Source organism: Paraburkholderia sp. RAU6.4a (assembly GCF_050435625.1).
Taxonomy (GTDB): Bacteria; Pseudomonadota; Gammaproteobacteria; order Burkholderiales; family Burkholderiaceae; genus Paraburkholderia; species Paraburkholderia tuberum.
Genome location: NZ_JBNDKQ010000002.1, coordinates 3622385 through 3636072, shown reverse-complemented (window position 1 = coordinate 3636072; position 13688 = coordinate 3622385). Strand labels below are relative to the sequence as shown.

Annotated in this window: 13 protein-coding genes; 10 read left to right on the top strand and 3 right to left on the bottom strand. The window is 64.0% G+C overall.

Features of this window, described 5'->3' with window-relative positions:
• The first annotated feature begins 406 nt into the window (after positions 1-406).
• The 3 genes from OKW40_RS21575 to OKW40_RS21565 all read left to right on the top strand — a co-directional run bounded on the left by OKW40_RS21575 (position 407) and on the right by OKW40_RS21565 (position 3543).
• Positions 407-1750, top strand: coding sequence for an IS4 family transposase (locus OKW40_RS21575; RefSeq protein ID WP_429491420.1), 1344 nt, complete (start codon positions 407-409; stop codon positions 1748-1750).
• Between the two features lie 68 nt (positions 1751-1818).
• On the top strand, positions 1819-2796 hold the full coding sequence (locus OKW40_RS21570; protein ID WP_429491419.1) for an IS5 family transposase: 978 nt from the start codon (positions 1819-1821) through the stop codon (positions 2794-2796).
• A 306-nt stretch (positions 2797-3102) separates the two neighbouring features.
• The gene (locus tag OKW40_RS21565) at positions 3103-3543 is read left to right on the top strand and encodes a hypothetical protein (protein WP_429491417.1); all 441 of its coding nucleotides are present in this window, start codon (positions 3103-3105) and stop codon (positions 3541-3543) included.
• 37 nt (positions 3544-3580) lie between these two features.
• On the opposite strand, the gene OKW40_RS21560 is transcribed toward OKW40_RS21565, so the two are convergent.
• Positions 3581-4006, bottom strand: a complete 426-nt coding sequence (locus OKW40_RS21560) for a TOBE domain-containing protein (protein ID WP_184045857.1) — start codon at positions 4004-4006, stop codon at positions 3581-3583.
• 158 nt (positions 4007-4164) lie between these two features.
• On the opposite strand from OKW40_RS21560, the gene OKW40_RS21555 reads away from it, so the two are divergent.
• The 5 genes from OKW40_RS21555 to OKW40_RS21535 all read left to right on the top strand — a co-directional run bounded on the left by OKW40_RS21555 (position 4165) and on the right by OKW40_RS21535 (position 9623).
• On the top strand, positions 4165-5724 hold the full coding sequence (locus OKW40_RS21555) for an SH3 domain-containing protein (protein ID WP_429491415.1): 1560 nt from the start codon (positions 4165-4167) through the stop codon (positions 5722-5724).
• A 143-nt stretch (positions 5725-5867) separates the two neighbouring features.
• Complete coding sequence (locus tag OKW40_RS21550) at positions 5868-6353, top strand: VOC family protein (protein ID WP_429491413.1); 486 nt, start codon at positions 5868-5870, stop codon at positions 6351-6353.
• A gap of 67 nt (positions 6354-6420) precedes the next feature.
• The gene (locus tag OKW40_RS21545) at positions 6421-6897 is read left to right on the top strand and encodes a VOC family protein (RefSeq protein WP_184059400.1); all 477 of its coding nucleotides are present in this window, start codon (positions 6421-6423) and stop codon (positions 6895-6897) included.
• A gap of 82 nt (positions 6898-6979) precedes the next feature.
• Entirely contained in the window at positions 6980-8200 is a 1221-nt protein-coding gene (locus OKW40_RS21540; protein ID WP_429491412.1) for an MFS transporter, read from the top strand.
• A 607-nt stretch (positions 8201-8807) separates the two neighbouring features.
• On the top strand, positions 8808-9623 hold the full coding sequence (locus OKW40_RS21535) for a FecR family protein (protein WP_429491410.1): 816 nt from the start codon (positions 8808-8810) through the stop codon (positions 9621-9623).
• A 3-nt stretch (positions 9624-9626) separates the two neighbouring features.
• On the opposite strand, the gene OKW40_RS21530 is transcribed toward OKW40_RS21535, so the two are convergent.
• Entirely contained in the window at positions 9627-10559 is a 933-nt protein-coding gene (locus OKW40_RS21530; RefSeq protein ID WP_429491408.1) for a recombination-associated protein RdgC, read from the bottom strand.
• Positions 10560-10854: 295 nt separating this feature from the next.
• On the opposite strand from OKW40_RS21530, the gene OKW40_RS21525 reads away from it, so the two are divergent.
• On the top strand, positions 10855-11181 hold the full coding sequence (locus OKW40_RS21525) for a hypothetical protein (protein ID WP_429356853.1): 327 nt from the start codon (positions 10855-10857) through the stop codon (positions 11179-11181).
• 42 nt (positions 11182-11223) lie between these two features.
• On the opposite strand, the gene OKW40_RS21520 is transcribed toward OKW40_RS21525, so the two are convergent.
• Positions 11224-12069 (bottom strand): glycosyltransferase family 2 protein, encoded by an 846-nt coding sequence (locus OKW40_RS21520; protein WP_184045841.1) that lies wholly within the window; start codon positions 12067-12069, stop codon positions 11224-11226.
• A gap of 290 nt (positions 12070-12359) precedes the next feature.
• On the opposite strand from OKW40_RS21520, the gene OKW40_RS21515 reads away from it, so the two are divergent.
• Positions 12360-13664 (top strand): O-antigen ligase family protein, encoded by a 1305-nt coding sequence (locus OKW40_RS21515; protein WP_429491406.1) that lies wholly within the window; start codon positions 12360-12362, stop codon positions 13662-13664.
• Positions 13665-13688 lie beyond the last annotated feature (24 nt).

Genomic DNA, 13688 nt, shown 5'->3' with positions numbered 1-13688 from the left:
AGCAAGCGCAATCCCCGCGCGCGGGTGTCGAACGCTGTGACACGCGCCGCGCGTCTACGCTCGCCGTCCCCGTCGGTTCTCGACTATCCCTTCTTATTAATAGTTTCTATCTTGATAACATCAATATTCATTTCGCATTGGTTTAAATCGAACGGGTTTTTGTCGACTCTATTTTTGCTATATTACCGACCGTGTCTTTTGCTTATAACTCGTCACGTCAGAACACACGCGACGCGTTAGGGCAACGCTGATTAAGTCCACGGATCCGGCACCTCAAGCCATAGCGTTATACACATTTCGTTGTCCGCGCCGCCCGCGCCAGCAAGCCGTTTACATTCAATGACTTGGAGGCTGGGCTTGTAAACTTTGGCCGAATCGCGTCTACTCTTGCAATTTGGGCGGGCGCGTGACGAAGGCTGCACAGCAGTGGATCGAGCAGGAATTTGCGGGGCTGGACCTTGGCGACGCCCGCCTGGACAGGAGGGCAAAGAAATTGATGGAACGACTTGCGGCCAATCCGACGGCCAGTATCCCGCAGGCGTGCGATAGCTGGAGCGAGACGTGCGCAGCGTACCGTTTTTTGCGCAATACGGATGTGGCCTGGGAAGCCATACTGGAGCCGCATTGGGCGAGCACGCAGGAACGCATGCGCAGCCAGTCGGTGGTGCTGTGCATCCAGGACACGACCGAGCTTGATTTCAACGGCCAGGACATCGACGGGCTGGGGCCGTTGAACTACGAAGCAAGGCGCGGGCTGTACTTGCACCCCACCTATGCGGTGACGACCGAACGCGAACCGCTGGGCGTGCTCGACGCGTGGATGTGGGCGCGTGAGGAGCTTGATGCCGATGGCGTTCGTCCTGGTCCGAAAGAAAGCACACGCTGGGTCGAAGGCTACGAGCGCGTGGCGGAAATGGCGCCGGACATGCCGCACACGCGACTGGTGTACGTGGCCGACCGCGAGGCCGACATGGTGCAAATGATGCGCCGGGCCAGCGAGCTGGGCACGCCGGCGGACTGGCTGGTGCGCGCCAAACATGACCGCTGTTTGCCCGGCGGCGACGGCGCCAGGCTGTGGGCGAGTACAACCAGCGCTGAGCCCTTGGGTGAAATCACCTTCGTGACCGGCGCCCGCGAGACTCAGAAGAGTCGCACCGTGCGCCAGCAACTGTGGGCTCGCGAAGTCGAGATCGCGGACGGCGAGCGCGGCAAGATCAAGGTTCACTGCGTAATCGCACGCGAAGTCGGGGCGCCGGCTGGCATCAAGCCGATTGAGTGGCGTTTGCTGACCAACCGAGCCGTCGCAACCCAGGAAGAAGCGGTCGAACTGATCAATTGGTACCGGGCGAGATGGGAAATCGAAATCTATTTCCATGTCCTCAAGAATGGCTGCGAAGTCGAGACCCTGCAATTGGCCGCTGTCGACCGGATTGAGCGCGCGCTGGCCTTGTTCCTGGTGGTGGCTTGGCGCGTGACGTATTTGATGCGCAAAGGCCGAACCTGCCCGGATCTGGATGCCGCCTTGTTCTTCGATCCGGACGAAATTCGTGGCGCCCATCTGCTGGCAAAAAAGAAGATGCCGGCGACGCCGCCCACTGTGAATGAGGTCGTGCGGCTGATTGCGCAAATCGGTGGCTTCCTCGGCCGAAAGAGTGACGGTGAGCCGGGCGCCAAGACCATCTGGCGAGGGCTCGATCAGGTACTCGCTGCCGCTGACACGCTACGCGCGCTCCGCGAAGGGCTCGGCTAATGACTTCTGTATAACGCTATGACCTCAAGCGTTATAGAAATCGGATTGAACGAAGAAGGCGAAACAGGATGAAGCAGCAGACGCTGGCGATGGCAGCCGATCAAGGTGCGGGTTTCGAGACCCACCGCAAACGCACGCGGCGCGACGAGTTTCTCGACACGATGAATGCGATCGTGCCATGGCCGCAGTTGTGCGCGGTGATCGAGCCGCATTATCCGAAGCGCGGCAATGGCCGCCCGCCAATTGGTCTGGAGCGCATGCTGCGGATCCATTTCGTGCAGCACTGGTTCAATCTGGCCGACTTCGCTTGCGAAGAGGCACTCTACGACAGCGCCAGCCTGCGTCGCTTTGCCGGAATTGACCTGGGTTGTGAAGCCGTACCGGACGCGACGACGCTGCTCAAATTCCGGCGCCTGCTGGAGACGCACAAACTGGGCGAGCAATTGTTTGCCGAAGTCGGCCGGGTGCTGCAGGCCAGCGGCATGAAGCTCAAGAGCGGCACCATCGTGGACGCCACGATCATCGGCGCGCCGAGCTCGACGAAGAATGAGCAGAAGGCGCGCGACCCCGAGATGCATCAGACCCGCAAGGGCAAGCAATGGTACTTCGGTGCCAAGCTGCACATCGGTGTGGACAGCCAGAGCGGCCTGGCGCACAGCGCGGTGCTCACGCCGGCCAACGTGCATGACAAGCATCCACTGCCGCAATTGCTGCACGGGCAGGAGCGGCGCGTCTACGGCGACAGCGCCTATGCGAGCCAGAAGGAACTGATCCACAGCAAGGCACCCAGGGCGCGCGACTTTACCAATCAGCGCACGCGCCGTGCGGGCGGCGAAGTCGACGAGGTGCAGCGCGGCAAGAATCGCACCAAGTCGAAGATTCGCGCCCGGGTCGAGCATGTCTTCGCGGTCGTGAAGCGACTGTGGGGATTTACCAAGGTGCGCTATCGCGGGCTGGCAAAGAACGCCAACCGGGCGTTCGTCGCGCTCGCGCTGGCGAACGTCTACCTGTCGCGCAAGAAACTGATGGCACCGGTACGTCCATAGTGGGCGAAAGGCGGGCAACCCGCCCGCCCAACAGGCCCGCGAGGGCCGAAAAGCAATGGCTCAAGCTCGGCCTCATGACCTGGCGACGTTCAAGTCGCTGACACGCTGCCGAATTCGCGGCTTGTTCAGCGTAGCCTTAGGTCCCGCAAATACCGGAGACATGCTAGCGGTAGCAGAAAAAATGATGCTTAATGTGATGATTACCCCGCGTGATCGCAATGGCCGAAAGATAGGTCCCGCGAAGATAAGCCGGGGACTAATGAGCCGCCGTCAACGAGAATCCGCGCCCTTCCGGCAGTCGGCACAATGACAGGCCACAAGCTTTTTTCGTATGTGGCTCTCACGCTGACCGCCTCGGCAAGCGTGTGCACGGCACAAACACCACCACACGCTACGATTAATGATTTCATCGGCAATTGGGTCGTGACCGATGTAGTTGACTATGCCGATATTTCTGGTGGCATCCCCGAAGCAAAACGGATTCTCGGCATGACGATGACAATTACGCCGCAATCCATGAGCTTCGACAGTGAAACCTGCAAGCCCAACACAGGTTTTACCGTCAAACGAATTGACACGCTTTCGGCGTTGAAGAAACAGTTCGACCTTCGCGTGAATGAAACCGGGTTGCCCGCTACAACCGCTGTCGTAGATAGCGACAATTGTTTTGCGATCTTCCGGATGGACGCTCACAGGATTGTTTTTGGATGGGACGGGATCATCGTTCGCGCCATCCGCGATCAGTGAGAGCTCGTTGAGTACCCGTCCCAGAGGCCCGGGCCTTTTACTGATCGACCCCAATGATCACGCTCGACGCCTTGAAAACCGCCGTCGCCGCCTTGCCGCTCGCGAGGCCGAGGCGCTCGACGCTGTCGTTCGTGATGATCGCCGCGATCTGCGCGCTGCCGGCACTGATCGTCACTTCCGAATTGACGGCGCCCGTCGTCACCGCCGCGACGGTCCCTTCGATGCAGTTGCGCGCCGACACCTGCTGCCTCGCGACATCGACCATTACGATCACCGACGACGCCTTCACGAGCGCAAACGCCTGCTTGCCGGTCGCCAGCCCGAGCGACTTCGCGCTGCCGTGCGTGATGATCGCGACGACCTCGAGACCGTCCGGCGTGCGCAGCGTGACTTCGTCGTTGACGGCACCGTGCTTGACGTCGGTGACTTCGCCGCTGAACTGATTGCGTGCGCTGGTTTTCATAGCGGACTCCCTGGCGATTGTCGCGCGTGGCGACGCGCGGGTGGACGGATAAAGCGAGTGTAGTCGAAGCCGCGCGCGCCCCCGCCCAACATCCGATGCGCCGTGCGCATCGCCGACACCGTATCATCTTGGCCGTGCACCTCATACGCCGAATCTTTATGCCCGTCGCCGTTCTCTCCCGCCGTGCCTGCCGCGCCGTCGTGCTGTGCGTCGCCGTCACGATGCTCGCCGCATGCAGCACGCCAACGCCGCCGCGCGGCACGCACGCGTTCGTCGACAACGTCACGCTGTTTTCGCTCGCCCATTACGACCAGAACGTCGATCACTGGCTCGATCCGAACAGCCCCGACTACGATCGGCCGTTTCTCAGCGCCGCCGAGCAGCGCGCACATTTCGACGCGCTGTTCGCGCGCTACTTCGGCACGGGCGAGAACGCGCCGTCGCCGTGGAATCCCGCCTGGGTGACGACACGCGTGTTTCGCGAGCAGGGCGAGGACATTGCCGCACTGCAACAGCGCCGCATCGACAGATTCGACAACACCGGCAAGCGTGGCGGCGTCATCGGTTACGGCGAAAACTTCCGGCCGCACGACAAGGCGTGGATCGACGCGATCGCGCGCAACATCAACGTCGCGCAGTTCACGCAAACGCCGGTCTATCAGCCCGAGCGGCGCGCGATCGCGACCGGCAACCTGATGGTGCGCGAGTTGCCTACCACCGATCCGTCGTTCTACGACCATCGCCTGGCCGGCGAGGGTTATCCGTTCGACAACCTGCAGATCTCGGCGGTGCGACCCGGCGCGCCGCTCTATGTGCTCGGTAGCAGCGTCGACGGCGCGTGGCATTACGTGCAGACGCCCGACGTGCAGGGCTGGGTGCGCAGCGACGGCGTCGCGTTCGCCGACGATGGTTTCATCGATCAATGGCGCGCGGCGGCCGGGAAGTCGCTAGGGGCGGTGATCGTGGCGTCGGCGGCGGTCAACGACAGCCACGGCGTGTTCCGCTTCGCTGCCCCGGCCGGGACGATGCTGCCGCTGGTGGCGGGTGTCTCGGCATCGCCAGCCGCGACCAGCACCAACACAGGCACCCTCCAGCTCCTCGTTCCCGCGCGCGACGTCGACGGCCGCGCGCTGATCCGCACCGCGTCGCTCGACGCCACGCAGATCACGCCGATGCCGCTCGCCGCGACGCCGCGCCATCTCGCGACGCTGTTGAAGGCGCTGATCGGCCGGCCGTACGGCTGGGGCAATAGCGGGCTCTACAACGACTGTTCGTCGGAACTGCAAAGCATCTTCGCCGCGTTCGGCGTGTGGCTGCCGCGCCATTCGTCGACGCAGATGAGTGCCGGCCGCATGGTCGATCTGTCGGAGTCGACACCCGCCGAACGGCTCGACTATCTGGCGCGGCATGGCGTGCCGCTGCGCACGCTGATCTACATCGGCGGCCACGTGATGCTGTACCTCGGCAACACGACGCGCAACGGCGCCACGGTCCCCGTCGTCTATCAGGACGTGTGGGGCCTGCGCCCGGCCGACAACAGCCGGCGCGCGGTCATCGGCGGCTCGGTGATCCTGCCGCTCGACGAGCGCATCCCCGAGGACGCGACGCTGCAGTCGCTCGCCGCGACGCCCACGTTCCAGATCAGCATCCTCGGCGCGCCGGCGGGCAGCACGGCGCCGTCCGCGCCGCCGGCGGACGAGGACAATCCGGCGGGATAAATGGCGGGCCGCCCTCCCCCGCGCCTGAAAATATTTTTTTCGGAGTGTCGATCCGACGGTGACCAACTCGTCGTAACGTTGAAGACCCAGCTCATGCAGCCGGTCTTTCCCCTGAGGAACCGTTACTTCAAGGAGTCACCGTCATGTCCAGCGCCGCAGCCAAACCGATCCCGGACGGGATGCACTCGCTCACGCCGTACCTGATCTGCAAGAACGCCGCCGAAGCGATCGCGTTCTACACGAAAGCCTTCAACGCCGTCGAACAGATCCGTCTGCCGGGCCCCGACGGCAAGGTGATGCACGCGACCCTGAAAATCGGGGACTCCATGCTGATGCTGACCGACGAATGGCCCGAGCACCAGACCTTCGGCCCGAACACGCTGAAGGGCTCGCCGGTCACGATTCACCACTACGTACCGGACGTCGATGCGAGTTTCAAACAGGCGGTCGACGCGGGCGCGACCGTCACGATGCCCGTCACCGACATGTTCTGGGGCGACCGCTACGGCCAGGTCAAGGACCCGTTCGGCCACAACTGGTCGCTCGCGACGCACAAGCGCGACCTGAGCGCCGAGGAAATCCAGCAGGCGATGGCCGCGATGGAGTGTTCGTCCCAAGAGAAGAAGTGAGCGGCCGATGGGCGTCGGGCAATCGCACGCCCACGCCCACCGACACCAATCCCGAAGGAGCAACGTCATGCAGAAAATCGCGCCGTGCCTGTGGTTCGACGGCAACGCGGAAGAAGCCGCGGAGTTCTACACGTCGGTGTTTTCGGCGTCGCGCATCGCCACCACGCTGCACGCCACGGACGCCGGCCCAGGACCGGCCGGCAAGGTCGTCGCCGTCACCTTCGAAATCGAAGGCCAGGAGTTCATGGCGCTGAACGGTGGCCCGCAATATAAATTCACGCCGGCCATCTCGCTGTTCGTGCACTGCGACTCGCAGGAGGAAATCGATCGCTACTGGTCGAAGCTGCTCGACGGCGGCGGCGAGCCGTGGGCCTGCGGCTGGCTGCGTGACCGCTTCGGCGTGTCGTGGCAGATCGCGCCCAACGTGCTGCTGCAGATGCTGCGCGACCCGGATCGCGCAAAGGCAAGCCGCGTGATGGCGCAGATGATGAAGATGGTCAAGCTCGATATCGCGCCGCTCGAACAGGCGTATCGCGGCGAATAGGACGGCGGCCAGCGGGCGCCCCCTCGCCCGCGCGATCTTTTGATAGGATCGGTCTCGACCCCAACACGGCGAGACAACCACGGTGCGCGTCAACCATCAGGCCTTCTTCTGCTCGCTGTTCATCGCGCGTCTCGCCGATCAGATCCTGCTCTTTCTGGTGCCGCTCGTGGTGTTTCAAACGACGCGCCAGGTCTCGTGGTCGGGGCTCGCGTTTTTCATCGAAACGCTGCCGCGCTACCTCGTGTTCCCGTTCTTCGGCGCGCTCTGCGACCGCTTTCCACCGCTGCGCCTGATGCGGCTGAGCCAGGCGGTGCGTGCGCTCGCATGCTTCGGCGGTATCGCCGCATATGCGCTGTTCGGCGGCATCGGCTGGCTGATCGCGCTGTCGGCCGCGTGCGGCGTGCTGACGAGCCAAGGGCTCGTCGCGCGCGAGGTGATGCTGCCGCAGATCTTCAGCACGCAGCAGATCCAGAAGGTGCTCGCGTATTCGCAACTGGCCGATCAGCTCGGCTTCGTGCTTGGGCCGATGCTCGCCGCGTTGCTGCTCGGTGTGTGGCATTGGGAATCGGTGGTCGCCGCGACCGGCGTGCTGTTTCTGTGCGCCGACGCCGCACTGTTCGTCTGGCAGCGACTGAGCGGCTTTCGCGCGCCTTCGCCTGTGTCCGCTCGATCGCTCACGCCCGCCGCTCACTGGACCACGCCGCTGCGCATCGCGCTCGATCACGTGTGGACGCTGCCGGGCCTGAAGAAGGTCATCATGCTCGCGGCCGCGGAGAACCTCGTCATCGGTGTCACGCTTGCGACGTCGGCGGCGATGGTGACGGGTTTGCATGCGCAATCGAGCCGCTACTACGCCGGTCTGCAAACGGCCGGCGCGCTCGCCACGGTGCTGGTGCTGCTGACGGTTGCGCGCGCCGGATGGCCGGCGCGCGTGCTCGGTCTCGTCGCATTCGTGACGATCTGCGCGGGCGGCGTGATCGCAGGCGCGAGCGCGTCGCCGTGGGGCTATGCGCTCGGCTTCCTGCTGATCGTCGGCTTCGACAAGATGTTCAACGTCTACATCCGCAGCGCGCGTTTGCAGATCATCCCGCCCGAGGACTACGGCAAGACCATCGGCGTCGCGATTCTGCTGAACAACCTGACGCAGCCGCTCGCCGGCCTGCTCGTCGGCGTGTTCTCGGCGAGCACCCAAACCGGCCCACTGATCGTCGCGCTGTCGCTGACGATGGGCGGCATCGGCGCGGCGGTATCGATCGGCTCGGCGCTGCTGCGCCGCAGGCGCGCGTGGGCGCTCGAAGACTAACGGCGCTTCGACGCGCGACGACACGCTCGAAGTTACCCACAGTTTTTGTTGGCAAATCTGTGCATAACTTCCCGGAAAAATCCGCAAGCCTTTGATACGCCTGTCGTTTTTTCGTCTGCATCGAAGGTGCGGCAGCGCACGGAGTTTTACCGGGGTTCATGAGTGGCCGGCTGTGCGCAGACCGTCGTCAGCGCCGTGCGCATGCGAAGAGTTTCATCAGATTTACACGCTCGTCAGCTAAACCCGGCACGCTGTAATTCGTGACAAAAATGCCACGTTCTATTGCAGCGCAATTAGCCGCATTTCTGCTTAAGAATTCACGAAAAGTAACGATCCACACATGGCCTAAATTTTTTGTATCGATGACAATGGGTCTGCATGCCCTGACGCAATCGGGGCCCACGCTTCCGCTTAGGATAAGGTATTGAGTCAATTCGCTGTGAACTCGATCCGAATATCCGCCGCAAATCATTATTAACAGATATAAATCTTTAAATCCCGATCTGCTAAATTCAATTTAAATCACATTTGTCAAATGCGTCCGGAGTACCGCATCTTTAACCAAATGCTTCGGCGAGCGCAGCAATTACGGCGCGAAACCGGCGCCGTGCCCGCGGACGTCGGCCCCGCGCTACGCGAAGACGCGGATGCTGCCGGCGTATCGCAGGGACGGCGGCGCGCGCTGAAAACGCTCTCGGGGCTTGCGATCGCCGCGCCCGCGGGCTGGCTCGCGAGCCGCTTGCCGTGGCAGATGTGGACCGCCGAATTCCGCACCGCGACTGGCGAACTGGACGACGTGCTGCTGGCGGACGGCACTCAGATCACGCTGGGCAGCGCGAGCGCGATCAACGCCGCGTTCGAGGCGAAGGTTCGGCGCGTCGATCTGCTCGGAGGGGAAATCATAGTGCGGCCCGTGAGCGATGTTGGCGGCGCACCGGGCGCCCGAACGACTCATGCGCCTTTGCTCGTGCAGACGGCCGAAGGCGTCGTCGAAGCGCGCGGCGCGCAGTTCAGCGTGAGGCAAGGGGATGGTTTCACACGCGTGGCCGCGTTTCGCGGCGACGCGCTGGTGAGGCCGGCATCGGGCGCGGCGCTGGTGCTGACACAAGGCCAACGGTGCACGCTGACACGCTTCGGCGTCGCGGCGCCGCAAGCGCTCGACCCGCGCGAGGCGATGTGGACGCGTGGCCTGCTCTACGCGAACAACATGCGTATCGCGGATCTCGTCGACGAACTCGCGCGCTATCACGCCGGCGTATTGCGCTATGCCGACGACGTCGCCGATCTGCGCGTGTCGGGCATCTATCAGCTCACCGATACCGACGCGACGCTCGCGCTGCTGCAGCGGACCTACCCGATCCGCTTGCGCTCGATCACGCCTTACTGGACCCTCGTCGAAGCGCTCGACAGCGCGAAAATCTGACGCTCAGGCCGCGACGGCCTGCGGCAACGCGAGCCCTTGCTCGCCCTGCTCGCCGCCCAGCGCATCGAGCAGATCGCGCAGCATGCGGTCGAGCTCGGCCGTCATCAGCGCAACGTCGGAATCGAAGCGCTCGTCGTCGTTCTGCGCGGTCGGGTCGCTCGCTTCCTTGAGCACGTCGAGCGGCGCGACGCGCTTGATCGTCAGCGACGGCGTCAGCACGAACGACACGCGATCGTTCCACGTCATCGCAAGCCGCATGCATTGCTTGCCCGCCTCGATATGGCGGCGCATGTCTTCGGCGTCCAGCGCATGCCCGACATAGCGCACCGTCGCGTTGCCCTCGGCGGGCGAACGCAGCTCGGTGTCCTGATCGAGCGTGAAACCCGCCGGCGCGTCGCCGTCGAGCAGCCAGCCGGTCATCGCCGCGACCGGCGACTGCGCGACGCGCACCGTCATCAGCGGCAATTGGTCGATCGACTTGACGAGCAGACCGCGCACATCGTCGGCGACCGCCTGCGACGCCGCATCGATCACGAGCCAGCCATTCGTGCAATCGATCCACACGCGCGTATCGCGGCGGATGCTGAACGCGCGCGGCCGCAGTTCGTCGGTGACCTGCTCCTTCAGGTCGCGCATCTGCTTGCGGCCCGGCTTGAAGCCCTGCTGCTCCTCGAGCTCGGCCGCGCGCTCGCGCGTGACCTGGGTGACGACCGACGCGGGCAGCAGCTTCTTCTCGGCACGGAACGTCAGCAGCATCTGACCGTTCATTGCGTAGACCAGCGAGTCGCCGTCGCGCGGGGGCGCCCAGCCTTGGGCCTGCATCTCGACGCTCTGGCCGGGCGCGAACGCGTACGGCGCGAGCCACTTCTGCATCTGTTCAGGGTTAACGGACCACGGCGCGGGCAGACGGTGCAGCTGAAGGTTTTTGAACCACATGAGCGAAGTCGGATTTAGGCAAAGCGCAACATTTTATCCGAGGAGAACCAGCCGGGGCGTCCTGACGGACGCAATCCCGCAGACCGCCTAATTTCAAAAATTAAACGAAAATCTCTCCAACTGCAGGCCAATTATCAAACGCCGCTGATGTCAGCCGAATGCGCTTCATCAACTTACTTCCCAAGAGCGCCTCCATAGTCGAAGCCGTCATGGTTTGGCCGTAGCCGGCCGCCCGCGCGTTTTGGCGGCAAATCACCTAGACTTTTGGACAGGACAGACCCAGACGGAGGCGGTCATGGCCGACCAAACCGCAAGCTGGCAGACGGTGCAATACGAGGGCTTCGAGATACACGTGTCACCTGTCGCGAAGGATCCGCCCGACGCGGCGCATGCCGCCGATGCGGCCGCGAAAAACAGCCGCTACACGTATCTAGGCTACGTCTGCCATCCGGGCGCCAACCCCCAGCTTCCCGGCCATGCGGTGCCGTTTCACGCGGACGGCGAGGAGAGCTTCGCGAGCCTGGCCGACGCGCTCTCCGAAGCGGTGCACGTGGGACGCAGCATCGTCGACGGCACGCATCCGGATCTGACGGTGCTGCCACTAGTAACGCGCGGCGTTTGACACACGCAGCGCGTCAAGCAGCCGTTTTCGGCTCGCCGCCCGTCAGCCCAACGCGCGCTTGATGCGCGACTTCAGCAGTGCACGGCGCAGCCGGCCGGTGCGCTCGGGCTCGCTGACCGCGAGCGCGCCGTCGATGGCGGTGCCGCGGCGCAGGTAATAGCGGTCGAAGGTCGCCTGTGTCATCCCCCACTTGTTGAGGAACTGGCGACGCCCGTCGTTCTTCACGATCTTGCCGGTGCTCTTCTGCTGGAAGTGATAGACGAGACTGTCGCCGACGCCGACGAACACGCGGCAGCCCGCGTCCCACAGCTTCATCGAGAAATCGTTGTCGCTGCTCATGCCGGGGCTCAGTTCGCTGCTGTAGCCGCCCACCTTGAACCACCAGTCCCGATGCACGAGCGTCGGCGGCCACGTCGCGCCGCGCCAGTCGGCGCGCACGAGACCGGCCGCGGCGGCGACCAGTTCGTCGGCGCGAAACGCCTGCGCGTCGCGGCCGAAGTCGCGCACGACCACGCATGGATTGCCCGAATCGACCGGCTCGATCATCGTGCCCGACAACATGAACAGGTTGTCGGCCGGCATCTGCGCGAGACGCTTGACGAGCGCGTCGTCCCAGCCGGGGCAGCAGTACATGTCGTCGTTCATGTAGACGATGTAGTCCTGCGTCGCGCGCGCCGCCGCGATATTGACCGCGTGGCAGATGCCGATATTGCCGGGCGACGCCGTGTGCTCGATGCCCTCGTCGCGCACCCACGCGAGCGTGCCGTCCGAACCGTCGTTCACGTGGACGATGAGCTGGTGCGGATGCGTCGAATGACGGCGCAGGCTTTTGATCACGAGGCGCAGATAAGGCAGGTTGTTCCAGGTCGGGATGATGATTGAGAACATCGAGTCGGTCCGTTGAGCTGGGCGCGGGGCGCGGCATGCGCCGCGCCCCGGCCATGAATGTCGCGCGATTGTACCGCCCCCGCCTGCTCGCACGACAGACGCCGCCCGCGCCCGCCCCACCCGCATGCCGCGGACCAGCGGAACCTTCCCGCGTGCGGCAGCAAGCATTTCGCAAGGAAGTGCATGGTTATAATCCGGATCGCTCTACCGTCTTGAGAAACTCAAATGGTCCGGCACCCCCTGCAATTTCACCACCGGAACGGTAGTGTTTTCATCGATAACGTAGACCTATGATTTTTGCTTCCAGTCTGGTCTGGCTCACGTCGGCTCTGCTGTTTCTCGCGCCCGCCGTCAATCTGATGTGGCGCGGCGGCACCGGCTACTGCTTTTTCGCGCTCGTCGCGCTCGCGCTCGGCGCGGCCATCGTCAACCGGCGCATGCCGGGCTATTTCTCCGCGTTGCGGACCTACCGCTGGTTCACGATCGGCATGCTCGCGTTCGTCGTCGGGATCGGCGCGCAGCAGTTGGTGCTCGGCTACTGGCTGCCACGCGAGTTCGACAATGCGTCGCGTTTCGTGCTCGCGCTCCTGGTATTCCTGCTGCTGCGGCAATTGCCGTCGCGCAATCTGCGCATGATCGGCTGGGGCTGCGCGGCCGGCGCGCTCGCGGTCGGCGCATGGGCGTTCATCGATCAGCCGCCCGGCGGCTGGACCGACGCGAACCGCCTGAACAACTCGTACACGAACGCGATTCCGTTCGGCGATACCGCGCTGCTGCTCGGGTTCCTGTCGGTGTTCACGCTTGGCTGGGACAATCCGCGCGACTGGCGCGTGCTGGTGCCGCGCGTGCTCGCGCTGGTGTCGGGCGGCTATGCATCGTTTCTGTCGGGCTCGCGCGGCGGCTGGGTCGCCGTGCCGGTGTTCGTCGTGCTGCTCGGCATGCAATACCACTGGTTCACGCACAAGAAGCGCCTGCTGATCGCGACGCTCGTCATCGTGATCGGGGCGGGCGGTCTGTTGTCGACCGAACGGGTTCAGAAACGCTTTGCCGAGGTGCCGAACGACGTGTCGATGATGCGCAAGGGCGAGGACGACACGGCCACCGGCCTGCGCCTGCAACTGTGGAACGCGTCGCGGATGATGTTCGAGCGGCATCCGGTGTGGGGCGTCGGCAAAGGCCATCTGGTCGACGAGCTCGGCGTGATGGCGAAGCGCGGCGAAGTGAAGGCCGAGATCGTCAACGAGCGCGCGCATAGCGACTTTTTCTCGACGCTCGCCGAGATGGGCGCGGTCGGCGTGATCTGCCTGTTGCTGTTCTACTACGGGATCACGGTGTATTTCTGGCAACACCGGCATGCGACCGATCCGGCGATTCGCGCCGCGTCGTACGCGGGTCTCGCGGTCGCGGCGAGCACGGTGATCTTCGGGCTCACTATCGACGTGCTGGTGCCGATGATGGTGGCGGTGCTGCTCGCCTCGCTGGTGGCGACGCTGCTGGCGGTGATCGATGCGCGCAAGCGCGAGTTGCGAAGCGAAGCGCGGACCACGCCGGCGGCGCCAGCCGCGGTCGTGCGCGAGACGCAGCCGCGCGATTGATTTTGATTTGACGAGAAGCGGCAA